Below are 26,226 nucleotides of genomic sequence, written 5' to 3'. Positions count from 1 at the left end.
ATTCACCGTAGTTGTTGCAACTGCGCCCGGGCGTTTTCGATCTGCTCGTAAGCGTAGGTCGCCACTGCCGATGTGGTCATGGTCGCAGCCCTCTCGACGAGTAGCCCGAAAGCTTCGTGCCCGAGCGCGTCACGCAAGCGGATGAGCAGGTCCGTGAGTTCCGGGTAGAGCGCCAGCGTCATCTGGCTGAGCGCCGCGAAACCGGCCAAAGTCGCTGCGGGCTCCCGTTGCCCGAGTCTCTCAAGGAGCATGGCCAGGCTCGCGAGCGGTGGGTGATAGAACGCGACGCTGCCGGCATTCTGATAGTTGCGCAGCGCGAAGGTCATGTGGTCGAGTGCTGCGGCCGGGTCACCGTATTCGACCTCCAGACCCGCCAGCAGGTGTGCCAAATGCGATTCATTGAATCGATTGGCGCTGTCGCGGGCGACCTCGAGACCGCTACGGAGAAGTTCGAGTGCCCGGACGGGGTCCGAGGGGCGGTAGGCCAAGCCGCAACCGAGGTAGGCATACGACAGTACCCATGGATTCCCGGTAGCCCGGGCGGCCGAGATCAGCCCGACGCCGGCTGCGATCGCCTCCTCATGGCGACCGACCATCGCCAGGGAATTCACCAGCGCGGCACGGTTGAGGGCTTGCTCACCGCGACCCCGTTCGAGATAGGTGCGACACCACTCGACGGCCCGCTCGGGTCTGCCCGTCGTCAGATACGCCCCACCGGCGAGGCCCGCGAGCCCGAACGGCACCGCGTCCCGCCCGTTGCGAATAGCAACTTCGATGGTTCCGATGTAGTCGAGGGCTGCCTCCACACGCCCGGACATGTAACACACCGAGGCGATCTGACAGAGGTACTGCAGCCTGGGGTGGTCAACCGCGCGCGCGGGTTCGATCAGCTCCTCCGCCCAGGAGATGGGTTCGTAGTTCTCGGCGAGGAAGCCGACCAGCCCGGCGTACGTAGCGAGCGCCGCAGCGACGTCGAGGTCGCCGTGGTCGGCCGCCCAACGAAAGGCTATGCGCAGATTCGCGAACTCGGTGGTGAACCACCCGTAAGCTTCGCGTTGCCGCGGACTGTCCCACAGAGCCATCACCGCGTCCTCGCAGCCGGCGAAGTAGCCGGCATGAAGCGCTCGGACTTCCTCTGCGGCACCGCAAGTGACGAGTTGTTCTTCGGCGAATTGACGAATGGTCTCCAGCATCGAGTAGCGGGTACGCCCCGCTGAGCGGTCCGCCACGAGCAACGACTTGCGAACCAGCGCCCCGAGGCGATCGAGGACGGCATACTCGTCGCCCTCGTCCGGATCCGCTACCGCACAGGCACTCTTGAGGTCGAATCCGCCCGCGAACACGGAACAGCGGGCCAAGAGCCGCATCTCCGCCTCGTCGAGCAGGTCGTAGGACCACGACACCGCGTGCCGCAGCGTCTGGTGGCGTTCCAACCCGCGACGGGCGCCGACGAGTAGCTTGAATCGGTGGTCAAGGCGGTCGCGCACCTCGGTCGCGGTCATCGACGCCATCCTGGCCGCAGCCAGCTCGATCGCCAAGGGAATCCCATCGAGGCGGACACAGATCTCTTCGACTGCGGCGGATTCGTCGGTGAGCGATATTTGTGATCGCTCTTCGAACAGAGCCATGGCAGAAGCGACTTCGAGAGACGGAAGGCGCCACAGGCGCTCATCGGCGAGCCCCAACCCCTCGCGGCTGGTCGCCAGGATCTTCACCGTAGGCGTGCGTGTGAGGATCCTCTCGACCAGATCCGCCACGGCGTCCACCACGTGCTCACAATTGTCGAATACCAACAGCTGCACCCTGCCGTCCAAGGCGTCCGCCAGGGACTCGCCAACGGTTTTCCCGGCCTGCGGGCCGACGCCGAGGACCGCGGCGACAGCATCGGGCACGCCCGCGGGTCGGTCACGTTAGCCAATTCGAGAACCCATACACCGTCCGGGAATTCACCGACCAGGCGCGCCGCGACTTCGAGTGCCACCCGGGTTTTGCCAACCCCTCCAACGCCGGTCAGGGTGAGCAGGCGATGCTGTCGCAATGCGGTTTCGACATCCGCGACCTCGGACTCGCGCCCGATCAAACTCGTGCTCGGGGCTCTCAGATTTCCCACGTCTGCGTCTTCAGTTCGCAGCGGCGGGAAATGATCGCGCAGACCCGACGCCTGAACCTGATGGAGAGTGATCGGTGCCGAGACGTCCCGCAACCGCCGCGGACCGAGATTCAACAATTCGATGTTGCCGAGCAGAACCGCCGTCGACTCGGCCACCAGGATCTGCCCACCATGCCCGGCCGCCATCACCCGTGCCGCGCGGTTGAGCACCGTGCCGAAGTAGTCGCCGTCACGAAGTTCCGCCTCTCCGGTGGCGATACCCATCCGCACCGGCAACTTCAACTCGCGCTGCGCGTCGACGGCTGCCTCGACGGCGGCGGTCGGCGACGCGAACGCGGCGGCAACACCGTCCCCGCTGTGACTGAACAGAAACCCTTCGTGCGCCTCGATCGCCGTTCGCAGACACTTGTCGTGTGCCGCCAGCGCCGCCTGCATCGCGACTGGGTCGGACTCCCACCGACGAGTCGAACCCTCGACATCAGTGAACAGGAACGTCACGACGCCCGACGGTGCATTCATGATGATTGGTCGAGTTCTGCTCGGAGCCGAGCTATTTGATCGTAGGCGTAGGCCGCGATCTCGGCAGTCGTCAAGGCTTTGCCGGTATCGGCAAGCGCTTCATACGTGCCCTCACCGAGAGCGTCACGCAAGGAATCCGTCACGGCTTCGAACTCCGGAATGACAGACAAGGCAAGCGGGTTGCCCGCGAAACCAGAGATCACGGCCGCGGGTTCGTATCGTTCCAGACGTCCGAACAGCGAAGCGAGAATGGCCAGCGGGGTGCAGATACTACTGGTGTTGCCGGAGTCGTGATATGAGCGGATCGCCAGGGTGATGTGGTCCAGGGCCGAACTCATGTCGCCCTGCTCGATCTCGAGTCTGGCCAGGCCGACCGCCGGTATCGACTCGTTGAAGCGGACACCGTTGTCCCGGGCGATCTCTAAACTTCGCCGTAGGACGGTGATAGCGCGTGCCGGGTCTGTCGTACTGATCGCGAAGCCATAGGCACTCAACGCGAACGAAACCATGAACGGGTTGTGGGTGCCCTCGGCATCTTCGACGAGGCCGTTCGCAGCTCTTATAGCCCGGTCGTAGGCACCGGAGAACACCAAGCCGAAAATCTCACTACCCCTGATGAACACATTGGCGTCTTGTCGGCGTTCAAGTTGGGCACGGCAAGATTCCGCCCACTTACCGGCCTCGCCCACGGCGAGATTCGCCGCGCCGAGCCAGTTCTCGATTCCGTACGGCAGCGGGTTGCGGTTCTTCTCGAGGATCGCCCGACCGAGCCGGTCGTACTCGAACGCTTCCTCAATCCGCCCGGCCATCCAACATACGGACGCTGTAACACAGAGATGTGGCAGCAGCGGATGATCGATATCGTTCGCTGGTCCGATGAGCTCCTCAGTCCATGCGACCGGCTCGTAGTTCGCCACGCAGAAACCGATCAGTGCGGCGTGAGTGGCGATCGTGGCGGCCGTGTCGAGATCATTTCGGCCCGAGCTCAAGCGAAACGCTGTGCGCAGGTTGGCGAGCTCCTTGAACAACCAGTCATAGGCCTCGCGTTGGCGCGGGCTGTCCCACAATGCCGTGATGTCGGCGACCCGTTGAGCGAAGTAGCGGGCATGGGCGATTCGAACCTCAGTTGCTTCAGCGGAAATTGCGAGTTCTTCCGCGGCGAATTGGCGAATGGTTTCGAGCATGTGATACCGAATTCGTTTCGCAGACCGGTCTGCGACGAGCAAGGACTTGCGCACCAGCGCGTCAAGTCCGTCGAGGACGGCGTAATCATCGGCTTCATCGAAGCCAGCCACTGCACAAGCACTTTCCAGATCGAAACCGCCGGTGAACACGGAACATCGGACCAGGATTGACTTTTCCTTCTCCGACAGCAGGTCAAACGACCAGGCGACCGCGTGACGCAGCGTTTGATGCCGACGAGACCCACGTCGTGATCCCACTAGCAGCCGGAACCTGTGATCGAGCCGGTCACGCACTTCGGTCGCCGTCATCGAGGCCATCCGCGAACCGGCCAGCTCGATCGCGAGGGGGATCCCGTCGAGACGCCCACAAATCTCTGCGACCGCGTCCGCCTCGTCACGCATTGAGAAATGGGGTGCAGCCGCGCGGGCGCGTTCAGCGAACAGGGTCGCTGCCGGCGACTCGGCCCCAGCATCGACGGCCAACGCAGGAACCGGCCAGATGTGTTCGCTTTCGACGCCCAGCCCCTCCCGGCTGGTGGCAAGTATTCGCACTGTCGTCGATTGGGTGAGTACTGCCTCAACGACCTCAGCTGCGGCGTCGAGCACGTGCTCACAGTTGTCGATTACCCACAGCCTGTTCCGGCCTTCTTGCGCCGCGGCCATTGTTTGTGTCACGGTTCTTCCAGGTTGCTGCGTAACACCTAAGACTGCGGCCATCGCGTCAGGTACCGCGGACGGATCAGAAACGGCCGCGAGCTCAAAAACCCAGATACCATCCGGGAATTCATCGATCATGCGGCCGGCGACCTCAAAACCCAAGCGGGTCTTTCCGACCCCGCCCATCCCGGTCAACGTGACGAGGCGATTGGCCCGTATGGCATTCTGGACGTCGAGAAGCTCCGACTCACGCCCGATGAAGCTGGTCGTATGTGCGCGTAGATTCCCGTGACTCGCGTCCACTGTCCGTGGGGCCGGAAACGCGGTCTGTAGCCCCTGTGCGTGGACCTGAAACAGCGTCACCGGAACTGAAACGTCGCGCAGCCGCTGCGGGCCAAGGTTCACCAGATCGACGCCGCTGAGAAGAACCGCCGTCGACTCTGCGACGAGAATCTGACCGCCGTGCCCCGCCGCCATCACCCGTGCTGCGCGATTGAGCACCGTCCCGAAATAGTCACCGTCCCGCACTTCGGCCTCACCGGTCGCGATACCCATGCGCACCGGAAGCTCCAACTCACGCTGGGCGTCGACGGCAGCCTCCACCGCAGCGGTCGGCGAGGCGAACGCGGCCGCAAGACCATCACCGCTGTGGCTGAACACGAATCCGTCATGTGTCTCGATGGCCGAGCGCAACACCTTGTCATGGCAAGCAAGCGCGACCCGCATGGCATCCGCGTCGGACTCCCACCGACGAGTCGAACCCTCGATGTCGGTGAACAGAAATGTCACGACGCCGGTGGGCGGGACGCCCGCGGACACAAGTGAAGTGTCGGCCGAGAGGCCGCTTGTCACACGCTTTTCGCCGAAATGCCCGCCGTATGGCGAATCGAGTTAGGCGTCCTCGAGCAGGTCCGGGGTGACGGCCGCCTCGGTGTCGGGAATTCCGTCCTGCTTGGCCTTGCGGTCGGCCATGGACAGCAACCGGCGAATGCGGCCCGCTACAGCGTCTTTCGTCATCGGCGGATCGGCGAGCCGGCCCAATTCCTCCAACGACGCCTGCCGGTGCTCGACGCGCAGCTTGCCCGCGGAAGCGAGATGATCCGGCACCGTGTCGCCGAGAATCTCCAGCGCCCGTTCCACGCGGGCGGCCGCGGCGACGGCCGCGCGCGCCGAGCGCCGCAGGTTGGCGTCGTCGAAGTTGGCCAGCCGGTTGGCGGTGGCCCGAACCTCGCGTCGCATCCGACGCTCTTCCCACGTCAACCGGGTGTCCTGGGCGCCCATCCGCGTCAACAGCGCACCGATCGCCTCACCGTCGCGCACCACCACCCGGTCGGTACCGCGCACCTCGCGTGCTTTCGCGCTCACCCCCAGCCTGCGGGCGGCGCCGACAAGTGCCAGTGCGGCCTCCGGACCCGGACAGCTGACTTCCAACGCCGACGAGCGTCCCGGTTCGGTGAGCGATCCATGCGCCAGAAATGCTCCGCGCCAAGCTGCTTCGGCGTCGGCCACGCTGCCGCCGACCACTTGGGCCGGCAGCCCGCGTACCGGGCGGCCCCGCAGATCGAGCAGACCGGTCTGCCTGGCCAACGCCTCGCCGTCCTTGGCCACCCGCACCACGTACCGGGTGCTCTTGCGGATCCCGCTGGCCGACACGACGTGCACCGTGGCGTTGTAGCCGTACAGGTCGTAGATGTCTTTGCGTAGCCGCCGGGCGATGATCCCGAGATCGACCTCCGCCTCGACGACCACGCGGCCCGAAACGATGTGCAGTCCGCCGGCGAACCGCAGCAGGGAGGCGACCTCAGCGCGCCGAGCGCTGACCGAGTTGACGATCAGCCGACTCAACTCATCCTTGACCTCGGCTGTCATCGCCACGGGTCGTCACCTCTCGGTCCATTCGCTGTCGACGTGGGCATTGCCGGCGCCGGAGCGGCGGCGCCGCGAAGACGCACACCTTCCAATGCCGCGGCCAACCGCGCCGGGTCATGTAAAGGTGTACCAGGTCTGGATACGTCAGCAAACTGAACTTGAGCACGAAGGATGTTCGCGGTTCGGCGCAGTTGCTCGCGCTCGCGCTCGCTGGGCACTCGGCTGGCGTCGACGATGATGTCGTGCACGGTGAAGTCGGGCGCATGCTGCGACAAAACGTGAATGTGGCGCTCGACCGAGAAGCCCGCCGTCTCCCCCGGTTCGGCCACCAGGTTGAGCACCAGAGCCCTGCGTGCCGCGGTCGCTTGCAGCGCCGCCGCCAGCTCGGGAACCAACACATGCGGGATGACGCTGGTGAACCACGAGCCGGGGCCCAGCACCACCAGATCTGCCGCCATGATCGCGTCCACGGCCTGCCGGGTGGCGGGCGGATCCCCGGGCAACAGCCGCACGCGGCGGACCTTGCCCACGGTCGTCGCGATCGCCACCTGTCCGCGGATGACCCGGCTCATGCGGGGGTCGGATTCCAAACCCGCCACGTCGGCCTCGATGCCGAGCCCCATCGGGCACATGGGAAGCACGCGACCCTTCACGCCGAGGATGCGGCCGAGTTCGTCGAGCGCGGCGACCGGGTCGGCCAAGACCTCGCTGAGGCCGGCCAGCAGCAGGTTGCCGATCGGATGTCCGGCCAACGCCCCGCTGCCACCGAACCGGTGCTGGATGATCGTCGCCCACAGTCGGCCATGTGGGCTGTCGGATGCCAACGCGGCCAATGCCATTCGAAGGTCACCCGGGGGCACGACATCGAGCTCGTTGCGCAGCCGGCCCGACGAGCCGCCGTCGTCGGCGACCGTGACGATGGCCGTCACGTGCGGTGTCAGCCTGCGCGCCGCCGACAAGGTCGCATAGAGCCCGTGTCCGCCACCGAGTGCAACGATGCGCACCGCGGCGAGCCGCGAATCAGATGAAGTCATTCGCGACCCAGATCCCGGTGCAGCACCCGCACCGTCAGGTCATCACCGCCCTGCAGCCGCGCCGCCAGTGCCTCGGCGATCGCCACGCTTCGATGTTTGCCGCCGGTGCATCCGATGGCGACGGTCATATATCGCTTCCCCTCGCGGCGGTATCCGTCGATGACTACGTCGAGCAGCCGATGGTAGGTCTCCAGGAAGTCGCCCGCACCGGGTTGCCCGAGAACATAGTCGCGGACCGCGGGATGCTGACCGCTGTGCGGGCGTAGGTCGTCCACCCAGTGCGGGTTCGGCAGGAACCGGACGTCCATCACGGTGTCGGCGTCCATCGGCAACCCGTACTTGTAGCCGAACGACTCGACCGTGACATTCGTGTGCGCGACGGTCTCGCCACCGAAGGCGCGTTCGATGCTCTCGCGCAGCGCGGGCACCGACAGCGAGGAGGTGTCGATCACCAGATCGGCCGACGCGCGCACCGGCGCCAACAGCGCACGCTCGGCCGCAATACCTTCTGCCAGAGTCTGATTGCCCTGCAGCGGATGACTCCGGCGGTTCTGTTCGTAGCGACGCACCAGGCTCTCGTCAGAAGCGTCCAGAAAGAGCACCCGCGGCGCGATGTTGCGGGTCGCGAGCTCGTTGCGCACCCAGTCCAGGTCTCCGGTGAAACCGCGCGAGCGCACGTCCATCACCACCGCCAGCTGGGTGATCCGCGAGCCGGCCGCCAGCCCCAACTCGACCATCTGCGCTATCAGTTCCGGCGGAAGGTTGTCGGCGACGTACCACCCCAGATCCTCGAGCACCTTGGCCGCGGTGCCCCGGCCCGCGCCCGAGAGGCCGGTGACCAGAACCACGTCGATGCCGGAGTCGGCGTTGGCCTCGTCGCGAAGCTCCTCGTGCATTCCCTGGTCCGTCATCCCGATACCCTGCTCTGATCATCGTCGACGGCCGGCTCGGGCGTGTCGCTTTCGGGCGGTACGCCGAGCGCGTCAAGCACGGCGCGGGCGGTGGCGACACCGATGCCGGGTACCGCGGTGATCTCCTCGATCGACGCCTCCTTCAACCGGGCCACCGAACCGAAGTGGGTGACCAGTGCTTTCCGGCGATGCTCACCGAGCCCTCGAACCGAGTCAAGCGCCGAAGCGGTCATCCGCTTGGAACGCTTGCTGCGGTGATAGGCGATGGCGAACCGGTGTGCCTCGTCACGAACACGCTGCAGGAGGTAGAGCCCCTCACTGTTGCGCGGCATGATCAGCGGGTCGGGCTCCGACGGAACCCACACCTCTTCCAGGCGCTTGGCCAGCCCGATCACAGCCACGTCGGCGATGCCCAGTTCGTCGAGCACCGCCTGTGCGGCGTTGACCTGTGGCGCACCACCATCGACGACGAACAGATTGGGCGGGTAGGCGAACTTTCGCGACTTCCCTTCCGCAGAGAGCTCTGTCGGATGCTGCACGTCGTGCAGGTGACGGTAGAACCGGCGCCTGGTCACCTCGGCGATCGACGCGACGTCGTCGGAGCGGCCCTCGCCCGCGGCCTCACGGATCGCGTAGTGCCGGTAATCGGACTTGCGCGGTAAGCCGTCCTCGAAGACGACCAGCGAGGCCACCACATCGGTGCCCTGTACGTGGCTGATGTCGACGCACTCGATGCGCAACGGCGCCTCGGCCAGCCCCAACGCATCCTGAATACTCTGCAGCGCAGCGGTTCTCGCGGTGAAGTCACCCGCGCGCTTGAGCTTGTGCTGGGTGAGCGCATCCTGCGCATTGCGACGGACCGTCTCGGCAAGCGCGCGCTTGTCACCGCGCTGCGGCACGCGCAACGACACCCGAGAGCCGCGCAACTGGCTGAGCCAGGCCGCCAATTCGTCGGAGTTGCTGGGCAGGCACGGAACCAGCACCTGGCGCGGAACGGGATTGGTCGCCTCGTCGCCGCCGCTGTCACTGGCGTCGCCCAATTCGGCCTGATCACCGTAGAACTGCGTCAGAAACTGTTCCACCAGGCGTTCCTGGCTTGATTCTCCCGTCTCCCCGGACTTTTCCACGATCCAGCCGCGCTGGCCGCGCACCCGGCCCCCGCGGACGTGGAAGACCTGCACCGCCGCTTCCAGTTCGTCGTCGGCGAATGCCACCACGTCGGCGTCGGTGCCGTCGCCGAACACCACCGCCTGTTTCTCCAGCGCCCGTTTGAGAGCGCCGATGTCGTCGCGCAGGCGTGCAGCCCTCTCGAAATCGAGTTCCTCGGCGGCCTCGTTCATCTGGTGTTCCAGGTCGCGGATCAACCGATCGGTCTTACCGGCGAGGAAGTCGCAGAAATCGAGGACGATCTGGCGGTGCTCTTCGGCGCTCACCCGACCGATGCAGGGAGCCGAACACTTGTCGATGTAGCCGAGCAGGCAGGGCCTATCGATTTGCCTGTGGCGCTTGAACACTCCTGCAGAACACGTACGGGCCGGGAAAACGCGCGTCAGGAGGTCGAGGGTTTCGCGGATCGCCCACGCATGCGAATAGGGTCCGAAGTACCGGACGCCCTTGCGCCGCGCCCCGCGATACACCATCAGCCGCGGGTACTCCTCGTTGAGCGTGACCGCGAGCACCGGGTAGGACTTGTCGTCTCGATACCGGATGTTGAATCGCGGATCGAACTCCTTGATCCAGTTGTATTCGAGCTGTAGCGCCTCGACTTCGGTGTTGACCACCGTCCACTCGACGCTGCCCGCCGACATCACCATCTGACGGGTGCGCGGCGCCAGGTTCACGACGTCGGCGAAGTAGGAGTTCAGTCGGCTGCGCAGGCTCTTCGCCTTGCCGACGTAGATCACCCTGCCGTGCGGGTCGCGGAATCGGTAGACGCCCGGTTCGACGGGGATCGACCCGGGAGCGGGTCGGTACGTCGATGGATCGGGCACGGAATCCAGGTTACTGCCGCGTTCCGACCGCCCCGATCCACTACCGTCGAGTGATGCGGATCTCGTCGCTGACCAAGGTGATGGCCCCGCTGACCGGGTTGGTGCTGGTGTTCGCCGGCTGCTCCACCGACGACGGCGAGCCCGAGGCCGCCGGACCGTGCGCGATCGTCGCGAACGGCACCCCGGTGGCCAAGACCACCGCCGCCCCCTCTCCCGGTTCGCCACCGACCTCCCGCGACATCTCCGTGAATCCCGAAGTGGCCACGGGTTACCGCACCGACATGACGCCGGTGCGCACCAGCAGCTATTCGGTGGTCACCGCGAATCCGCTGGCCACGCAGGCCGCGTGTGAGGTGCTCCGCGACGGCGGCACCGCGGCGGACGCGCTCGTCACCGCGCAGGCCGTTCTCGGCCTCGTCGAGCCGCAGGCCTCCGGCCTCGGCGGCGGCGGCTTCCTGCTCTACTTCGACGCCGCCTCCGGTGAGGTGCAGGCCTACGACGGTCGTGAGATCGCGCCGGCCGCGGCCACGGAGAATTACCTGCGCTGGGTGTCGGAAACCGACCGCACGGAGCCCAAGCCGGACGCCAGGGCCTCGGGCCGCTCGATCGGTGTGCCCGGCATCGTCCGGATGCTGACCGAAGTTCACGCCGATCACGGCAAGACGGGCTGGCGTGACCTGTTCGCCCCCGCAGTCACGATGGCCGACGACGGCTTCGACATCAGCCCGAGGCTTGCGGCGGCCATCGATGACGCGGCACCCGAACTCAAGCGCGACCGCCAAGCCGCCGAATACTTCCTCAACGACGATGGCAGCCCCAAGACCGAGGGCACCCGGCTGACCAACCCGGCATACTCGAAGACGTTGGGCGTCATCGCAACCGACCCCGCGTCGTTCTACACGGGAGCCATCGCCCGCGACATCGTCGCCGCGGCGGCCGACGGATCCGGTGGCCGGACGCCGAGCCTGATGACCGTCGAAGACCTCGCGGGCTACACGGTCAAGGAACGCGAACCGCTGTGCAGGCCGTACCGCGGACGGGAGATCTGCGGGATGCCGCCGCCGTCGTCCGGCGGCATCGCCGTCCTGGCGACGCTCGGCATCCTCGAACACTTCCCGATGGCCGATCACAAACCGGGTGACGTCGACCTCAACGGCGGCCGGCCGTCGGTCATGGGTGTACACCTCATATCCGAAGCGGAACGACTGGCCTACGCCGACCGCGACAAGTACGTCGCCGACACCGATTTCGTGCCGCTGCCCGGCGCCTCATCCGACACGCTGCTGGGCAGCGACTACCTCGCCGGGCGGGCGGCGCTGATCTCCGAACAGCACAGCATGGGCACCGCGAAACCCGGTGAGTTCGGCCCGCCGACCAGCCCCGCACCGCCCGTCCCGGAACACGGCACCAGCCAGGTCAGCATCGTCGACTCACAGGGCAACGCCGCGTCGTTGACCACCACGGTCGAATCGGCATTCGGTTCGTTCCACATGGTCGACGGGTTCCTCCTCAACAACCAGCTCACCGATTTCTCGGCCGAGCCGACAGGCCCCGACGGTGCACCGGTGGCCAACCGGATCCAGCCCGGTAAGCGACCCCGCAGCACGATGGCACCGACGCTGATCTTCGACCAGGCGCAGGGCCGGCCCGAAGAGAGTGGGCGCCTGTACGCGGTCCTGGGCTCGCCCGGCGGTGCCGTGATCATCCAGTTCGTGGCGAAAACCATTGTCGGAATGCTGGATTGGGGACTCGACCCGCAGCAGGCGGTCTCGATGGTCGACTTCGGCGCGGCGAACACGCCGAAGACCAACGTCGGCGGTGAGCATCCGATCATCGACACCTCCGATGACGGTGACCACGACCCGCTGGTGCAGGGGTTGCGCGCACTCGGCCATCAGGTGGACCTGGCCGACCAATCAAGCGGCCTGTCGACAATCACCCGGGACAGCACAGGCCTCATCGGCGGGGCGGATCCGCGCCGGGAAGGGTTGGTCATGGGCGACACCCGATGACCGAACGCGTCGCCCACCTCTGCGAAACCGACTGGCAGACTTTCGCGGTTCTGCGCTTGCGGGCGCTGGCCGACTCGCTCGGTGAACAGGATCCGAGCTACCGGGACGAGGCAACCTTCACCGCAGCGCAGTGGCGGCGGCGGTTGCGCGACCATGCCCAATTCGTCGCTTTCGACGGCGACCGTCCCATCGGCATGATCGGGGCGCAGCAGGAGAACCGCGAGACCGTATACCTGTACTCGCTGTGGCTGGAACCCGCGGCGCGGGGCCGCGGCCTGGCCCGGTGGCTGGTCGCCGCGGCCGTCGACTGGGCGCGCATCAACAACGCGCACACGGTTCGGTTACGGGTGGCGACTAGCAACGCGGCGGCACGTCAGGTCTACGAGAGCATCGGGTTCACCGTCGCCCCCGACCAAACCACCTCCGGGCTCGACGAACTCGCGATGTCGCTCAGCGTGAGTTGAGGCCCTTGTAGCGCTCGACGATGCCGCGAACGCGGTCCATCGCGTCGATGGCGCGCCCCTTGTCGACGGCTTGGATCGCCATGATCGGGATGTACTCGTCGTCGGGTAGATCCACGCGCGCCCACCGCGCGCCGCGCGGGAAAGAGATGTCGACCACGTCCGACCACGGAATCGTCTTGTCGCCGACGAGGTTCCGCACGGTCACACCCGATGCGCCGACGCGCAGCCGGGGCCGGGCGAACATCAAGACGACCGCGGCGATGACGACCCCCAGCAGCGCGATAGCCACCTGGTCGGCGGTCCGGAAGATCACCCCCGTCGAGCTGATCTTCAGCAATGCGCCGACCGTCACATGTGCGGCGAGGATCACCGCTGCGGCGGCATAAGCGAAATACGGTGCCAGATGCGGGCGTATCTCGACGTCCCAGTCGGTCATGAGCCTGAACGAAGGTCGCGCAAGGTCAGCGCGGTGGACAACGCGGCGGCCGCCGCCTGCGCACCCTTGTCTTCAGACGACGACGGCAGCCCGGCCCGGTCGAGAGCCTGTTGTTCGGTGTTCGTGGTCAGCACGCCGTTGGCCACCGGTGTCGACGCATCCAGCGACACCCGGGTCAGGCCCTGCGTCACCGCGTCACACACATAGTCGAAATGCGGTGTCTGCCCGCGGATCACCACACCCAGCGCCACGACCGCGTCGTGATTGGCCGCCAGCGCCTGCGCCACGACGGGAATCTCGATGGCGCCCAGCACCCGCACCACCGTGAGATTCTCGACCCCCGCTCCGACGGCCACCTTGAGCGCCCCGTCGAGCAGCGCGTCGCAGATGGTCTCGTGCCAGGTGCTCGCGACGACGGCGAGCTTGAGTCCCGATCCGTCGATGTCCGGAAGATCGGGTACGCCCGTTCCGCTCACAGGGCTCCGCCGAGGTCGGTCGGGCGGCGGTCCCCGAGCAGGTACACGCCCTCGTCGTAGTCGGCCATGGTGGTGGCCTCGTGATAGGCGTCCAACCCGCTCAGATCGTGGCCCATCCGGTCACGCTTGGTCATCAGGTAACGGATGTTCTCTTTGTTCGCCCGCACCGGCAGCGGCACGCGTTCGATGATGTGCAGGCCGTAACCGTCGAGCCCGACGCGCTTGGCCGGGTTGTTGGTGAGCAGCCGCATCGATCGCACGCCCAAATCGACGAGGATCTGCGCTCCGATGCCGTAGTCGCGGGCGTCGGCGGGCAGGCCGAGCTTGAGGTTGGCGTCGACGGTGTCGTCACCGGCGTCCTGCAGTTGATAGGCCTGCAGCTTGTGCATGAGGCCGATGCCGCGGCCCTCGTGGCCGCGCATGTACAGCACGATGCCGCGGCCTTCGCGGGCGACCATCGCCATCGCCGCGTCGAGCTGGGGCCCGCAGTCGCAGCGCCGGGAGCCGAACACGTCACCGGTGAGGCATTCGGAGTGCACGCGCACCAAGACGTCGTGGCCGTCGCTGGTCGGGCCCGCGACGTCGCCCTTGACCAGCGCCACATGTTCGACGTCGTCGTAGATGCTGGTGTAGCCGACCGCGCGGAATTCGCCGTGGCGGGTCGGTATCCGTGCCTCTGCGATGCGCTCGATGTGCTTCTCGTGCTTGCGCCTCCACTCGATCAGGTCGGCGATCGAGATCAGCGCGAGGTCGTGTTCGTCGGCGAAGATCCGCAGTTCGTCCGTCTGCGCCATCGAGCCTTCGTCCTTCTGGCTGACGATCTCGCAGATCGCCCCGGCCGGCTGCAGCCCGGCGAGGCGCGCCAGGTCGACGGCGGCCTCGGTGTGGCCGGGGCGGCGCAGCACGCCACCGTCCTTCGCCCGCAGCGGCACCACGTGGCCGGGCTTGGTGAAGTCGTCGGCGATGCTTGACGGATCCGCCAGCAGCCTCATCGTCGTCGCCCGGTCGGCAGCTGAGATACCCGTTCCCACACCGTTTTTCGCGTCCACCGTGACGGTGTAGGCGGTGCCGTGCTTGTCCTGGTTCACCGCGTACATCGGCAGCAGACCCAGCTTGTCGCAGATCGCGCCGTCCAGCGGGACGCAGAGGTAGCCCGAGGTGTAGCGGACCATGAACGCGACGAGCTCCGGCGTCGCCTTTTCGGCGGCGAAGATGAGATCGCCCTCGTTCTCGCGATCCTCATCGTCGATCACGACGACGGCCTTACCCGCGGCGATATCTGCCACCGCGCGCTCAACAGTGTCAAGCCTCGTCACCACATCAGTATGAACCACCGGGGTCCAAAACTTATTGCCAGGCCGCTGAGCTGGACGTTTACCCTCGCTTTCGGCGTCGGCGGCAGAGTATGGAACCTCTGTGTATTTTCGGGATTGTTCCTCGGCCGAGTCGCCGGATGTCTACGCTACGTTTCCTGGTCACGCTCAAAGGGACTCATATGAATGCGTCACGTCTCACCGTCTCGAGGCTGCTCTTCGCCGCGTGCGCCGTGGCCGCCTCCGGTCTCTTCCTTTCCGCCGCGCCGCAGGCGGCCGCTCAGCCGGCCGATATCGCACCTCCCGGGCCCAGCACCACCGCTTCCGACGTCATCCCGGCGGTGGGGGTGCTCGAAGGCATGTGGCGGCAATACGTGCCCCGAAACATGGCCCCGCCCGATCAAATGGGTGCGGTCGACCGGTTCTTCAACGAATTCGTTCCGACCACCACTCAGGTCAGCGACTTCTTCGACGTCATGCAGCAGTTCCGCGGGCCGCTCGGCTACTAGCCCCCGGGTGAGACCGCCGGTGTGAAAGTGGCAGCGAGTCAATCGCTTTGGGGAGACAGCAGCCTCTCGACGTACTTGGCGATCACGTCCACCTCGAGGTTGACCAGCGTGCCGACCTCGGCGCGGCCGAGAATCGTGAGATCGAGCGTCGTCGGGATCAACGACACCTCGAACCAGTCGTGGCCGAGCCCGGACACCGTCAGCGAGACGCCGTCGACGGTGATGGAGCCCTTCTCCACGACATACCGCGACAGCGCGGTCGGAAGCGCGATGCGCACCACGACCCAGCGCTCCGAGGGTGTGCGCGCGATCACGTGACCCGTGCCGTCGACGTGGCCCTGCACGATGTGCCCGCCGAGACGGCTGTTCACCGCCGCCGCACGCTCGAGGTTTACCGGGCTGCCCACCGCGAGACGGCCCAGGCTCGACCGGTTCAACGTCTCCCCGATCACATCGGTGGTGAACGTTCCATCCGGGCCCACTTCGACGACGGTCAGACAGACGCCGTTCACCGCGATCGAGTCACCGTGGCGGGCATCCGAGGTGACGAGCGGCCCGCGGATGGCGAGCCGGGCGAAATCGCCGAGATCTCCCTTACCGACGACCTCGCCGACCTCTTCGACGATTCCGGTGAACACCTCGCCAGACTATCGAGGTGACCCTTTGCGCGGCACGTGCCCGTACGCCCAGGCTGCGCCCCGCGCGCCGAGTTCAGACGGTCGGACCCTCTACGATGCAGTCATGCCCATGCGTCCCCTGACGATCTTCGCCGCCCTCGTCGCCGCCATCGCCCTGCTTGCGGGTTGTTCCTCTGCATCGGAGGAATCCACGAAGGACCTTCCCGACGGCGCGACCCTGCTGCAGCAGTCCAGCGAAACCACCAAGAAGCAAACGAGCGCACACCTCAAGCTGACGGTGGACGGCACGATCGAGAAGCTGCCCATCGAGTTGCTCGAGGGCGACTTGAGCAACGCGCCCACGTTCACTGCCCAAGGGAAGGTCAACCTGCTGATGGGGGGCCAGCGTATTGAGGGCGTTGAGTTCGTGGTCTTTGGGGGCGACCTCTACGCCACGTTGACTCCCGGGGGCCAGTTGTCGAACTTCGGTCCCGCCGTCGACATCTACGACGCTTCGCTGATACTCAACCCCGAGACCGGTTTGGGCAACGTATTGGACAACTTCTCCGACCCGAAGGCCGAAGGCCGCGAACCGGTCAACGGCGTAGAGACCGTCCGCGTCACCGGCAACGTCAGCGCCGATGCGGTCAACAAGATCGCGCCGCAGCTCGAAATGACCGGTCCTGCGCCCGGGACTGCATGGATCGCTGAAGACGGCGATCACAAATTGTCCCAGGTCAAGTTGCAGATCGACTCGGACAGCAGCGTCACCATGACGGTGTCGGAATGGGGCAAACCGGTAACGGTCACCAAGCCGCCGGCCGCCTAATGTCGATGGCAACACGAGCCACGCGCACCGAAACCGCTCTGACCAACAGGTCGAATCGGCGAGTCGCGATCAGCGCGGGCAGCCTCGCGGTGCTGCTCGGCGCGCTCGACACCTATGTCGTCGTCGCGATCATCACAGACATCATCGTCGACGTCGGCATACCGATCAATCAGCTGCAGAGGGTGACGCCGATCATCACCTGCTACCTGCTCGGTTACATCGCCGCGATGCCCTTGCTGGGCCGGGCGTCCGACCGTTTTGGTCGCAAGTTCATCCTCCAGGTCAGCCTGGCAGGCTTCGCGGTCGGTTCCGTCGTCACCGCGATGTCGAATGACCTGCTTCCGATGGTGATCGGGCGCACCATCCAAGGCGTCGCCAGCGGCGCGCTGCTGCCGGTAACACTGGCGTTGGCGGCAGACCTGTGGGCCAGCCGCAACCGCGCCACGGTGCTCGGCGGGATCGGCGCCGCGCAGGAATTGGGCAGCGTGCTGGGTCCGCTCTACGGCATCGCCGTGGTGGCGGTGCTCAACACGTGGCGCGACGTGTTCTGGATCAACCTGCCGTTGGCCGCCGTGGCGATGGTGCTGATCCACTTCAGCCTGCCCTCCCGCCTCAAACCCGAGAATCCTGAACGGGTGGATGTCGTCGGCGGCGTTCTGCTGGCCGTCGCCCTGGGCCTGGTGGTGATCGGGCTGTACAACCCGGCACCGGACGGTCGCAAGATCCTGCCGAGTTACGGACTTCCGGTGCTATTGGCCGCGCTGGTGGCCCTGGTGGCCTTCTTCGTCTGGGAGCGGTATTCCCGCACACGTCTGATCGAACCCGCCGGTGTGCACTTCCGGCCATTCCTCGCTGCGCTGGGCGCGTCCCTGTGCGCGGGCGCGGCGCTGATGGTGACGCTGGTCAACGTGGAACTCTTCGGTCAGGGCGTTCTCGGCAAGAACCAGACTGACGCGGTGCTCCTGCTGCTGCGCTTCCTGATCGCGCTGCCCATCGGCGCCGTGATCGGCGGGTGGGTCGCGACCCGCATCGGGGACCGGCTGGTGGCCTTCGTCGGCCTGCTGATCGCCGGAGGCGGTTACTACCTGATCTCGATGTGGGGCACCGACGTGCTGACCACCCACCACGACCTCGGGTTCGTCGCCCTGCCGGTGCTCGACACCGATCTGGCGATCGCCGGTCTCGGCCTGGGCTTGGTGATCGGACCGCTGACCTCGGCGACGTTACGGGTGGTGCCCGCCGCGCAGCACGGCATCGCATCGGCGGCGGTGGTGGTGGCACGGATGATCGGCATGCTGATCGGCCTAGCCGCGCTCACCGCGTGGGGGCTCTATCGGCTCAACCAGCACCTACAAACTCTGCCGTTTCCGCCGGCCGACACGCTTGCCGAACGCCTGGCGGCCGAAGGGGCCCGCTATCGCGAGGCCTACGTGCTGCAGTACGGCGATATCTTCCTGGTCACGGTTGCAGTCTGCGTGGTCGGCGCGCTCCTTGGCCTACTCATCGGCGGCAAGCAGGAGCACGCCGACGAACCCGCGGAATTGGTCGGGGAAGCGGCAGCCGATCGCGTTGACGGAGCCTGAACGCGCTCGATGGCCCTAGCAGCGCTCGAGGCCGGGGCGCAGCAGCGCCGGCTCGGCCGGCTTCACCCGATTCCCCTGCTGGTCGACGGCCTGGGCGCGGAACGGTCCGCAGATCAACGCCTTGAGGGTCCGGGGATGCATCGGGCGATAGCTGAGCCAGTCCTGCAGTGCAGTCATGGTCGTCGTCCTTTGTTCGTGCTCACGGGCGCAAATCGTCGGTGAAAGCGCGACTACGGAGGGCCATACACGGCCCACTCTGGTACGAGTGTACCGAGGTGAGCGCGCTGATTGACTCCTCGACGCGCGGGGTATGCGTGGCATCACACCTAACCTCAACGGAGAAAGCTCATGGCAAGTTCACTGAATGGCAAGAAGATTGCGTTCCTGGTCGCTACCGAAGGTGTCGAGCAGGTGGAGCTGACCGAGCCGTGGAAGGCCGTCGAGCAGGCCGGGGGCACCCCGGAGCTGGTGTCGACGGAGGTTGGCAAGATCCAGGCGTTCAATCACCTGACCCCCGCCGACACGTTCGACGCCGAGAAGTCGGCCGAATCGGTGTCCGCGTCGGACTATGCGGCGTTGGTCCTGCCCGGCGGTGTCGCCAACCCCGACAACCTGCGCATGAACGCCGACGCGGTCGCGTTCGCGAAAAGCTTCTTCGATGCGGGTAAACCGGTCGCGGTGATCTGCCATGGGCCGTGGACGCTCATCGAGGCGGACGTGGTGCGCGGACGCACCCTGACGTCGTGGCCCAGCGTGAAGACCGACCTGGTCAATGCCGGAGCGAATTGGGTGGATGACGAGGTTGTCGAATGCTCGCGTGGGCCAAACACTTTGGTCTCCAGCCGCAAGCCCGATGACCTGCCCGCCTTCTGCAACACGTTGGTCAGCGCCTTCGCGAAGTAGCAGAAACCCGATACGCCGACCACAGTAGCCGGGGTAACGTCACCGATATGCTCATCGCCGCGCTGCGCGACATGCAGTGGCGAAGGCGGCGTTTCGTCATCGCGGTGCTGTCCACGGCGATCATTTTCGGAATGACGCTGGTTCTCACGGGTTTGGCCAACGGTTTCCAGACCGAGGCCAGGCGCACCGTCGACTCCCTCGGCGTCGACCAGTTCATCGTCAAGGCCGGCGCATCCGGACCGTTCGTCGGGGCGACGCCGTTCGCGCCGGTGGAGTTGCGTCGTATCGCCGCGGCTCCCGGCGTCGAGGCCGCCGCTCCCCTCGCCTACGCCGGCGGCACCGCGAATTTGGACGGGGATACGCGCAACATCGACATCTTCGGTGCGCCAGAACGCGGACCGGGGATGCCAGCAGTCATCGAAGGGCGCGCCCCCAAGGAACTCGACGAGGTCGCGGTGTCGACGACGTTGGGTCGCGGGGTCGGCGACGAGGTCGAGATCGCTTCGCAGAGGCTGCGTATCGTCGGATTGGTGGAGAACTCGACCGCATTGGCCAACCTGCCCAATGTGTTCCTCACCACGGAGGGCGCCCAGCAGTTGGTGTACGGCGGTGAGCCTCTCGTCGCCTCCATCGGCGTGCGCGGGTCGCTCGAGCAGGTGCCCAACGGTTATCGAGCGGTCGACCGCGTCGGAGCGATCGATGACCTACTGCGCCCGTTGAAGGTGGCCGTCAACTCCATCACCATCGTCGCGATCCTGCTGTGGATCGTCGCGGCGCTGATCGTGGGTTCGGTGGTCTACCTGTCTGCGCTGGAACGGCTGCGAGACTTCGCGGTGTTCAAAGCGATTGGGGTGCCCACCCGTTCGGTGATGGCCGGGCTCGCGTTGCAGGCGGTGATCGTGGCGCTGTTGGCCGCGTTGGTCGGCGCCGGACTGTCGCTGCTGCTCGGACCTCTGTTCCCCATGCAGGTGATCGTGCCCACAGAAGCCTTCGTCGCGCTGCCGGTGGTCGCGGTGGTGATCGGGCTGATCGCCAGCGCGGCGGGGTTACGTCGCGCGGTGTCAGTGGATCCCGCGCTGGCGTTCGGGGGGCCCTGAGCCGATGGGCGATCTGTCGATCCAGAATCTCGTCGTCGAATACACCAGCGGCGGGCACGCCGTGCGCCCGATCGACGGCTTGAATCTCGACGTCGCGGCAGGCTCACTGGTGATCCTGATGGGCCCCAGCGGATGCGGGAAGACAACGCTGTTGTCGTGCCTCGGCGGGATCCTGCAACCCACTTCTGGTGCCATAAAATTCGGCGACGTCGAGGTGACCTCGCTTAGCGCCAACGAACTCGCGAGATACCGCCGCGAGACGGTGGGATTTGTGTTCCAGGCCTTCAATTTGGTCCCCAGCCTCACCGCCGTCGAGAACGTGATGGTGCCGCTGCGCGCAAATGCTATGTCGCGCCGGGCTTCCCGGAAGCGGGCCGAACAGTTGCTGGCGCGGGTGGGGCTGCAGGACCGTCTCGACCACCGCCCAGGTGACCTCAGCGGCGGGCAGCAGCAACGCGTGGCGGTGGCCCGGGCGATCGCACTCGATCCACCGCTGATTCTGGCCGACGAGCCCACGGCGCATCTGGATTTCATCCAGGTCGAAGAGGTGCTGAAGCTGATCCGCGAGCTGGCCTCCGGCACCAGGATGGTGGTGGTCGCGACACATGACAGCCGGATCCTGCCGCTGGCGGATCGGGTGGTCGAGATGGTGCCGAACTTCGCCTCCGCCGATCGCCCGCCGGAGACCGTGGAGCTGGAAGCCGGTGAGGTGTTGTTCGAGCAGGGCACCATGGGCGACCTGATCTACATCGTGGACCGGGGCGAGATCGAGATCATGCGCGAATTGTCCGGTGGTGGTGAGGAATTGCTGACGTTGGCGACCGAGGGCGACTACTTCGGTGAGATCGGACCGCTGTTCCACCTCCCCCGGTCGGCGACGGCCAAGGCGCGCACCGATGCGACCGTCGTGGGGTACACGGTTCAGGCATTTCGGGAGCGGCTGGGTATGGCAGGAGTGCGCGACCTGATGGAGCACCGCCCGCTGAGCGGCGAATTGAGCGAGAGCCCGCTGAGCGGCGAATTGAGCGAGAGCCCGCTGAGCGGCGAATCAGACGAGGGCCCGCTGAGCGGCGAGGACCCGGCTACCCCGGAATGAGGCTCAGCAGCACGTCGGGACCGATGGGCTCGATCGTGTCGAAGCGCCACCGCTGGGCGTGCGCGATGCTCAGCACACCGACGTCGTCCACCGCCGTGATCGGGCCACCGAGAAGGATCGGTGCGACGTAGGCCAGGATCCGGTTGATGACGCCGGCGCGTAAGAACGCCCCGGCCAACGTGGGGCCACCCTCCAGCAGCACGTCGGTCCGGTCGGACAGCGCCTTGACCACTTCATGGGGATCGCGGGTGCGGATCACCATCGTGCGTGAGTCATCGTTGAGAACCCTTGCCTCTTGGGATATCTCACGCTCCCCGACGACAACTCGCAGTGGCTGGCGGTCGGCGAGGGAACCGTCGGGCAGTCGCGCCGTCAGCGTCGGATCGTCGACGAAGACGGTGCCGGTCCCGACTACGATCGCGTCGGCGACGGCACGCCTGCGGTGTACGTCCGCACGGGCGGCTTCGCTGGTGATCCACTGGCTGCTGCCGTCCGCGGCTGCGCTGCGACCGTCCACACTGGTTGCGAATTTCCATGTCACGTGCGGTGATCCGGTGCGCTGTTTGTGCAGCCACTCGCGCAGCGGGCCGCCTGCCACCGCGTCGGCGAGTACGCCCGCGGTCACGGCCACCCCCTCCTCGGCCAGGCGCGCTGCCCCACCCGCAGCGATCGGGTTCGGGTCGGTGACCGCATACGCGACTGCCGAAACACCGGCGGCGACAAGCGCATCGACGCAGGGCGGTGTGCGGCCGTAGTGGTTGCACGGCTCGAGCGCCACGACGGCGGTGCCTCCCGCCGCGCGCTCGCCCGCCCTTCGCAAGGCGACCACCTCTGCGTGCGGCCCGCCAGGGGGTTCGGTCGCACCCACACCGGCCACCTCGCCGTCGCGATCCAGAATGACCGCCCCGACAGGCGGATTGGGGTAGGTCGTACCCTTGACCTTCTCAGCCTGCTGGACCGCCAGCCGCATCGCGGCTTCCAGGCTCATGCCCGCAGATGCTTGGAGGCGGCGGCGGCCTGCCTGCGCAACGACTCCACCGCCGCGGCGGGATCCTCTGCGCTGTAGACCGCCGAACCCGCGACGAAGCAGTCGACCCCCGCCTCGGCCGCCTGCTCGATGGTGTCGGCGTTGATGCCGCCGTCGATCTCCACGACGATCGTCAACTCCCCCGCGTCCACCAGCCGCCGGGCCGTACCGACCTTCGCCAGAACTTCGGGGATGAACTTCTGGCCGCCGAATCCCGGCTCCACCGACATGATCAACAGCGTGTCGAACTCCGGCAGGATCTCCAGGTACGGCTCCAGCGGGGTGCCCGGCTTGACCGAGAGCCCCGCCTTGGCGCCCGCGGCCCGGATGTCTCGGGCGACGCCGACCGGATTGTCGGTGGCCTCGGCGTGGAACGTGACGTTGTAGGCGCCCGCTTCGGCGTACGGCGGTGCCCACCGATCGGGGTTCTCGATCATCAGGTGGCAGTCCATCGGGATGTCGGTCACCTTGAGCAGCGACTCGACGACCGGCTGACCGATGGTCAGGTTCGGAACGAAGTGGTTGTCCATCACGTCCACGTGCAGCCAGTCGGCACCGCGCACGGCCTCGGCTTCGTCGGCGAGCCTGGCGAAGTCGGCGGCCAGGATCGACGGCGCGATCAGGGGTCCTGCCATGGGCCTACCCTACTTTGAGCGCCGCGGCGAACATCGCATCGGTGCCGTGGCGGTGCGGCCACAACTGCACATGGGGCCCGTCGCCGAGATTGTCCGCAGGCGCGAACAGCGGCCGGGTGTCCACCGCCGTCACTGGGTGTCGGCGCAACGCGTCGGAGACGACGCCCACGGTCTCGGCCAGGTGCGGCGAACAGGTGGCGTAGAGCACCACGCCGCCCGGACGCGTCAACCGGATCGCCGACGCCAGAAGTTCCCGTTGCAGTTTCGCCAGCGGTGGCACATCGGCGGGTCTACGGCGCCACCGTGCCTCGGGCCGGCGCCGCAGCGCGCCCAGGCCGGTGCAGGGGGCGTCAACGAGCACCCGATCGAAGCCGGGTTCCACACCCGGGTCACGACCGTCGACGCGCAGCACGTCCACGGGCAAGCCGCGGGTGTTCTGTTCGACGAGATCGGCCCGCGCGGGTGCGGGCTCCACCGCGGTGACGCGGGCACCGTCGGGGGCCAGCGCGGCCAGCATGGCGGTCTTCCCGCCGGGGCCCGAGCACAGGTCCAACCAGCGTCCGCCGTCGGCGCCGTCGATCCCGGCCAGGGTCAGCGCCCGCGCGACGAGTTGGCTACCCTCGTCCTGCACCAGCGCGGCGCCGTCGCGCACCGCTTGCAACCGGCCGGGGTCACCGCCGGTGAGGTACACCGCGTACGGCGAATACCGCCCCACCGTGCCGTCGGCCTGCTCGGCCAGCTCCTGCGCGGTCAACGCGCCGGGGCGGACGGCCAGGTGCACGGCGGGCCGGGCGTCGTCGCTGGCGAGCAACGCGTCGAGCTCACCGGCGTCGGCGCCCAGCGCATCGGCGAAGGACTGCGCGATCCACCGCGGGTGCGCGTGCACGAACGCCGAATGACCGACGGGGTCGGTCACCGCGTCGGGGGCCAGTTCCGCGACCCAGGACTGCTCGTCGCGGGAGGCGATCGTGCGCAGCACTCCGTTGACGAAACCCGCACGGGCCGAATCGAACTCGATACCTGCCTGCTCGACGGTGGTGGACACCGCGGCGTGTTGTTCCACCCGGGTGCGCAGCAGCTGATAGGCGCCTAACCGCAGCAGGTCGAGCAGGACCGGGTCGATCTTGTCGGTGGGGCGGCCCGCGGCGTGACCGATGACCGCGTCCAACAGCCCCCTGGTACGGCACGCGCCGTATGCCAGTTCGGTGGCGAAGGCGGCGTCTCGGCCGCTGATGCCGCGTTCCCGCAATAACGCCGGCAGGGCGAGGTTGGCGTAGGCGTCCTTTTCCGAGACGGCGCGCAACACGTCGAATGCGACGCGACGAGCCGGGTCAAGCGGCTTGCGTCGTTGCGGACGGTTCCTGCGGGGCTTGGTCATTCGGCTCGTGCCGAGTCGTCGAGGCGGGCGCCGCGGGCCCAGTCGGCCGCGTTCATGAGCTTCTTACCCGGTGGCTGGATCAGCCCGAGCAGCACCGGGTCCGAGGCGGTGCCGATGCGCACGCCGTCGCGGCTGACGCGGATCGCGCCGGGCGCCAGGGCTTCTGAGGCCCCGTCGACGGTGACGGGACCGACTTTGACGCGAAGGTCGCCGATCATCGTCCACGCGCCGGGATTCGGTGTGACAGCGCGGATCCGCCGTTCGATGACATGAGCGGGCAGATCCCAGCGCACGCGCGCCTCGTCGACGGTGATCTTGGGGGCGATCGTCACTCCCTCCGATGGCTGCGGTACCGCCGTCAACGTGCCGTCGGCGATCCCGTCGAGCGTGCGCTCGAGCAGCTCGGCACCCGAAATGGACAGTCGCTCAAGGAGATCACCGGCCGTATCCGTCGGCCGGATGGTTTCGGTGACGACGCCGTAGACGGGACCGGAGTCCAGGGCGGGTTCGATGAGGAAGGTCGTCGCGCCGGTCACGGTGTCGCCCGCGGCGATCGCCGCCTGTACCGGTGCGGCCCCGCGCCAGGCGGGCAGCAGCGAGAAGTGCAGGTTCACCCAGCCGTGTTCGGGCACCGCGAGCAGTCGCTCGCTGAGCAGCGCGCCGTAGGCGACCACCGCGCAGCATTGCGGTGCCAGCTCGGTCAGTTCGGCGATGAACTCCTCGGAGTTCGGCTTCGGCGGCCGCAGTAACGGGATGTCGTGTTCGAGCGCCAACCGCGCGACCGGCGACGGTGAAGGCTTGCCGCGCCGCCCCGATGCCGCATCGGGGCGGGTCAGCACCGCGACGACGTCGTGGCGTGGTGATTCGATGAGACGGCGCAGCGACGGCAGGGCAGGTTCCGGGGTGCCGGCGAAGACGATGCGCACCGCGTCAGTCTAGAGACGGCGGCGGTGACGACGTCCGGGTGCTCAGCGCGGGGTCTGGTAGTACTCGCGTTCGGACACTCCGGTCATCGGTGCGACGAACATCCACGGGATCGTGGTGATCAACCGGTTCAGCGTCGCGACCGAGTCGTTGTAGTACTGGCGCGCGAACGCGAGTTTGTTCTCGCTGTCGGTGAGGTTCTCCTGCAGATTGAGGAAGTTGTTCGACGAGTTCAGCTGCGGGTAGTTCTGGCCCAGCGCCAATAGCGGTGCCAGCGCGGTGTCGAGCTGTTTCTCGGCGGCGCTTCGTTGTGCCACCGACGTACCGGTGGTGGCCGAGGTCAGCGCGGCGCGTGCGTTGGTGACGTGGTCGAGGATGCCTTTCTCGTGTGCGGCGAAGGTCTGCACGGTGTGCACGAGACTGGGGATCAGCGATGCGCGGCGCGTGAGCTCGACGTCGATTCCGCTGAGCGCCTCGGCAACGCGGACGTCGGCCGAACGCAGCTTGTTGTAGCCGACCACGAAGACGATGAACGCCAGCACGGCCAGCACCAGTGCGATCGTCAGTAGCAGCGTCACCATGAGCCGCCTCCTCCCCCTCCGCCGACGTCCGCGTTGCCGAGGCGCTCAGCGGAATCGACGTCGAGCTCACG

24 protein-coding genes and 1 pseudogene are annotated in these 26,226 nt (G+C 66.9%); 8 read left to right on the top strand and 17 right to left on the bottom strand.

All coding sequences use genetic code 11. The annotated features are described in order from the left end of the window. Positions 1-2 precede the first annotated feature (2 nt). The 7 genes from AU198_RS11985 to uvrC form a co-directional block, all read right to left on the bottom strand. Entirely contained in the window at positions 3-1,757 is a 1,755-nt protein-coding gene (locus AU198_RS11985; protein ID WP_353612089.1) for an ATP-binding protein, read from the bottom strand. Next, entirely contained in the window at positions 1,712-2,629 is a 918-nt protein-coding gene (locus tag AU198_RS26905) for an adenylate/guanylate cyclase domain-containing protein (protein WP_353612088.1), read from the bottom strand. Before AU198_RS26905 ends, AU198_RS11985 begins: the two co-directional genes overlap by 46 nt. Further along, positions 2,626-5,289: an ATP-binding protein gene (locus AU198_RS11980; protein ID WP_231744659.1), complete on the bottom strand. Its 2,664-nt coding sequence runs from the start codon at positions 5,287-5,289 to the stop codon at positions 2,626-2,628. The genes AU198_RS26905 and AU198_RS11980 overlap by 4 nt, the downstream gene beginning before the upstream one ends. Positions 5,290-5,361: 72 nt before the next feature. Continuing rightward, a complete protein-coding gene (whiA, locus tag AU198_RS11975) occupies positions 5,362-6,339 on the bottom strand; it encodes a DNA-binding protein WhiA (RefSeq protein ID WP_156431580.1) in 978 nt (325 codons plus the stop codon). Beyond that, complete coding sequence (yvcK, locus tag AU198_RS11970; RefSeq protein ID WP_064348356.1) at positions 6,336-7,373, bottom strand: uridine diphosphate-N-acetylglucosamine-binding protein YvcK; 1,038 nt, start codon at positions 7,371-7,373, stop codon at positions 6,336-6,338. The genes whiA and yvcK overlap by 4 nt, the downstream gene beginning before the upstream one ends. Continuing rightward, positions 7,370-8,269 carry an RNase adapter RapZ gene (gene rapZ / locus AU198_RS11965; protein WP_197416102.1) on the bottom strand — a complete coding sequence of 300 codons (900 nt, stop codon included), beginning with the start codon at positions 8,267-8,269 and terminating at the stop codon, positions 7,370-7,372. The genes yvcK and rapZ overlap by 4 nt, the downstream gene beginning before the upstream one ends. Before the next feature lie 11 nt (positions 8,270-8,280). After that, positions 8,281-10,275 carry an excinuclease ABC subunit UvrC gene (uvrC, locus tag AU198_RS11960; protein WP_064348354.1) on the bottom strand — a complete coding sequence of 665 codons (1,995 nt, stop codon included), beginning with the start codon at positions 10,273-10,275 and terminating at the stop codon, positions 8,281-8,283. A gap of 53 nt (positions 10,276-10,328) precedes the next feature. On the opposite strand from uvrC, the gene AU198_RS11955 reads away from it, so the two are divergent. Together AU198_RS11955 and AU198_RS11950 are read left to right on the top strand one after the other, a co-directional pair. Beyond that, positions 10,329-12,287, top strand: coding sequence for a gamma-glutamyltransferase family protein (locus AU198_RS11955; RefSeq protein ID WP_231744658.1), 1,959 nt, complete (start codon positions 10,329-10,331; stop codon positions 12,285-12,287). Next, positions 12,284-12,751, top strand: coding sequence for a GNAT family N-acetyltransferase (locus AU198_RS11950; protein ID WP_064348353.1), 468 nt, complete (start codon positions 12,284-12,286; stop codon positions 12,749-12,751). Before AU198_RS11955 ends, AU198_RS11950 begins: the two co-directional genes overlap by 4 nt. Here AU198_RS11950 and AU198_RS11945 read toward each other — a convergent pair. The 3 genes from AU198_RS11945 to AU198_RS11935 are packed head-to-tail and all read right to left on the bottom strand — an operon-like array spanning position 12,738 to position 14,979. Continuing rightward, positions 12,738-13,187 (bottom strand): PH domain-containing protein, encoded by a 450-nt coding sequence (locus AU198_RS11945; protein WP_064348352.1) that lies wholly within the window; start codon positions 13,185-13,187, stop codon positions 12,738-12,740. The genes AU198_RS11950 and AU198_RS11945 overlap by 14 nt on opposite strands. Further along, positions 13,184-13,663, bottom strand: coding sequence for a 6,7-dimethyl-8-ribityllumazine synthase (gene ribH / locus AU198_RS11940; RefSeq protein WP_064348351.1), 480 nt, complete (start codon positions 13,661-13,663; stop codon positions 13,184-13,186). The genes AU198_RS11945 and ribH overlap by 4 nt, the downstream gene beginning before the upstream one ends. Continuing rightward, a complete protein-coding gene (locus tag AU198_RS11935; protein ID WP_064348424.1) occupies positions 13,660-14,979 on the bottom strand; it encodes a bifunctional 3,4-dihydroxy-2-butanone-4-phosphate synthase/GTP cyclohydrolase II in 1,320 nt (439 codons plus the stop codon). The genes ribH and AU198_RS11935 overlap by 4 nt, the downstream gene beginning before the upstream one ends. Positions 14,980-15,158: 179 nt before the next feature. On the opposite strand from AU198_RS11935, the gene AU198_RS11930 reads away from it, so the two are divergent. Beyond that, positions 15,159-15,485 (top strand): hypothetical protein, encoded by a 327-nt coding sequence (locus AU198_RS11930; RefSeq protein ID WP_064348350.1) that lies wholly within the window; start codon positions 15,159-15,161, stop codon positions 15,483-15,485. A gap of 38 nt (positions 15,486-15,523) precedes the next feature. Here the strand turns inward: AU198_RS11930 and AU198_RS11925 are convergent, their stop codons facing one another. Then, on the bottom strand, positions 15,524-16,123 hold the full coding sequence (locus AU198_RS11925) for a riboflavin synthase (protein ID WP_064348349.1): 600 nt from the start codon (positions 16,121-16,123) through the stop codon (positions 15,524-15,526). Positions 16,124-16,226: 103 nt separating this feature from the next. Here AU198_RS11925 and AU198_RS11920 point away from each other — a divergent pair, with 103 nt between their 5' ends. Both AU198_RS11920 and AU198_RS11915 read left to right on the top strand, forming a co-directional pair. Then, a complete protein-coding gene (locus AU198_RS11920) occupies positions 16,227-16,931 on the top strand; it encodes an LppX_LprAFG lipoprotein (protein WP_064348348.1) in 705 nt (234 codons plus the stop codon). Beyond that, positions 16,889-18,514 carry an MFS transporter gene (locus tag AU198_RS11915; RefSeq protein ID WP_082690988.1) on the top strand — a complete coding sequence of 542 codons (1,626 nt, stop codon included), beginning with the start codon at positions 16,889-16,891 and terminating at the stop codon, positions 18,512-18,514. The genes AU198_RS11920 and AU198_RS11915 overlap by 43 nt, the downstream gene beginning before the upstream one ends. Before the next feature lie 15 nt (positions 18,515-18,529). On the opposite strand, the gene AU198_RS26405 is transcribed toward AU198_RS11915, so the two are convergent. Beyond that, positions 18,530-18,691: a hypothetical protein gene (locus tag AU198_RS26405; RefSeq protein ID WP_197416101.1), complete on the bottom strand. Its 162-nt coding sequence runs from the start codon at positions 18,689-18,691 to the stop codon at positions 18,530-18,532. 171 nt (positions 18,692-18,862) lie between these two features. Between AU198_RS26405 and AU198_RS11910 the strand changes: the two genes are divergently transcribed. The 3 genes and pseudogenes from AU198_RS11910 to AU198_RS11900 form a co-directional block, all read left to right on the top strand. After that, entirely contained in the window at positions 18,863-19,417 is a 555-nt protein-coding gene (locus AU198_RS11910) for a type 1 glutamine amidotransferase domain-containing protein (RefSeq protein WP_197416100.1), read from the top strand. Positions 19,418-19,464: 47 nt separating this feature from the next. Continuing rightward, positions 19,465-20,514 carry an ABC transporter permease gene (locus AU198_RS11905; RefSeq protein WP_064348347.1) on the top strand — a complete coding sequence of 350 codons (1,050 nt, stop codon included), beginning with the start codon at positions 19,465-19,467 and terminating at the stop codon, positions 20,512-20,514. A 4-nt stretch (positions 20,515-20,518) separates the two neighbouring features. Further along, a pseudogene (locus tag AU198_RS11900) lies at positions 20,519-21,508 on the top strand (ABC transporter ATP-binding protein); the annotation flags it as partial. 88 nt (positions 21,509-21,596) lie between these two features. Here the strand turns inward: AU198_RS11900 and ribD are convergent. The 5 genes from ribD to AU198_RS11875 are packed head-to-tail and all read right to left on the bottom strand — an operon-like array spanning position 21,597 to position 26,155. Further along, positions 21,597-22,598, bottom strand: coding sequence for a bifunctional diaminohydroxyphosphoribosylaminopyrimidine deaminase/5-amino-6-(5-phosphoribosylamino)uracil reductase RibD (ribD, locus tag AU198_RS11895; RefSeq protein ID WP_064348346.1), 1,002 nt, complete (start codon positions 22,596-22,598; stop codon positions 21,597-21,599). Further along, the gene (gene rpe, locus AU198_RS11890; protein WP_064348345.1) at positions 22,595-23,272 is read right to left on the bottom strand and encodes a ribulose-phosphate 3-epimerase; all 678 of its coding nucleotides are present in this window, start codon (positions 23,270-23,272) and stop codon (positions 22,595-22,597) included. Before rpe ends, ribD begins: the two co-directional genes overlap by 4 nt. A 4-nt stretch (positions 23,273-23,276) precedes the next feature. Continuing rightward, positions 23,277-24,650 carry an RsmB/NOP family class I SAM-dependent RNA methyltransferase gene (locus AU198_RS11885; RefSeq protein WP_064348344.1) on the bottom strand — a complete coding sequence of 458 codons (1,374 nt, stop codon included), beginning with the start codon at positions 24,648-24,650 and terminating at the stop codon, positions 23,277-23,279. After that, the gene (gene fmt, locus AU198_RS11880; RefSeq protein WP_064348343.1) at positions 24,647-25,576 is read right to left on the bottom strand and encodes a methionyl-tRNA formyltransferase; all 930 of its coding nucleotides are present in this window, start codon (positions 25,574-25,576) and stop codon (positions 24,647-24,649) included. Before fmt ends, AU198_RS11885 begins: the two co-directional genes overlap by 4 nt. 42 nt (positions 25,577-25,618) lie before the next feature. Continuing rightward, positions 25,619-26,155, bottom strand: a complete 537-nt coding sequence (locus AU198_RS11875) for a LemA family protein (protein WP_064348342.1) — start codon at positions 26,153-26,155, stop codon at positions 25,619-25,621. Positions 26,156-26,226: the final 71 nt, after the last annotated feature.

It is taken from the genome of Mycobacterium sp. GA-1199 (assembly GCF_001500045.1).
Taxonomy (GTDB): Bacteria; Actinomycetota; Actinomycetes; order Mycobacteriales; family Mycobacteriaceae; genus Mycobacterium.
Note: the sequence above shows the minus strand (reverse complement) of the source record. Positions and strands in the feature narration are given on the sequence as shown.

Coding starts and splice junctions, on each gene's coding strand:
- AU198_RS26905 (WP_353612088.1), bottom strand. CDS start 2,629: ATGAATGCACCGTCGGGCGTCGTGACGTTCCTGTTCACTGATGTCGAG.
- whiA (WP_156431580.1), bottom strand. CDS start 6,339: ATGACAGCCGAGGTCAAGGATGAGTTGAGTCGGCTGATCGTCAACTCG.
- yvcK (WP_064348356.1), bottom strand. CDS start 7,373: ATGACTTCATCTGATTCGCGGCTCGCCGCGGTGCGCATCGTTGCACTC.
- rapZ (WP_197416102.1), bottom strand. CDS start 8,269: ATGCACGAGGAGCTTCGCGACGAGGCCAACGCCGACTCCGGCATCGAC.
- AU198_RS11955 (WP_231744658.1), top strand. CDS start 10,329: ATGCGGATCTCGTCGCTGACCAAGGTGATGGCCCCGCTGACCGGGTTG.
- AU198_RS11950 (WP_064348353.1), top strand. CDS start 12,284: ATGACCGAACGCGTCGCCCACCTCTGCGAAACCGACTGGCAGACTTTC.
- AU198_RS11945 (WP_064348352.1), bottom strand. CDS start 13,187: ATGACCGACTGGGACGTCGAGATACGCCCGCATCTGGCACCGTATTTC.
- AU198_RS11930 (WP_064348350.1), top strand. CDS start 15,159: ATGAATGCGTCACGTCTCACCGTCTCGAGGCTGCTCTTCGCCGCGTGC.
- AU198_RS11920 (WP_064348348.1), top strand. CDS start 16,227: ATGCCCATGCGTCCCCTGACGATCTTCGCCGCCCTCGTCGCCGCCATC.
- AU198_RS11915 (WP_082690988.1), top strand. CDS start 16,889: ATGGGGCAAACCGGTAACGGTCACCAAGCCGCCGGCCGCCTAATGTCG.
- AU198_RS26405 (WP_197416101.1), bottom strand. CDS start 18,691: ATGACTGCACTGCAGGACTGGCTCAGCTATCGCCCGATGCATCCCCGG.
- AU198_RS11910 (WP_197416100.1), top strand. CDS start 18,863: ATGGCAAGTTCACTGAATGGCAAGAAGATTGCGTTCCTGGTCGCTACC.
- AU198_RS11905 (WP_064348347.1), top strand. CDS start 19,465: ATGCTCATCGCCGCGCTGCGCGACATGCAGTGGCGAAGGCGGCGTTTC.
- ribD (WP_064348346.1), bottom strand. CDS start 22,598: ATGAGCCTGGAAGCCGCGATGCGGCTGGCGGTCCAGCAGGCTGAGAAG.
- rpe (WP_064348345.1), bottom strand. CDS start 23,272: ATGGCAGGACCCCTGATCGCGCCGTCGATCCTGGCCGCCGACTTCGCC.
- AU198_RS11885 (WP_064348344.1), bottom strand. CDS start 24,650: ATGACCAAGCCCCGCAGGAACCGTCCGCAACGACGCAAGCCGCTTGAC.
- AU198_RS11875 (WP_064348342.1), bottom strand. CDS start 26,155: ATGGTGACGCTGCTACTGACGATCGCACTGGTGCTGGCCGTGCTGGCG.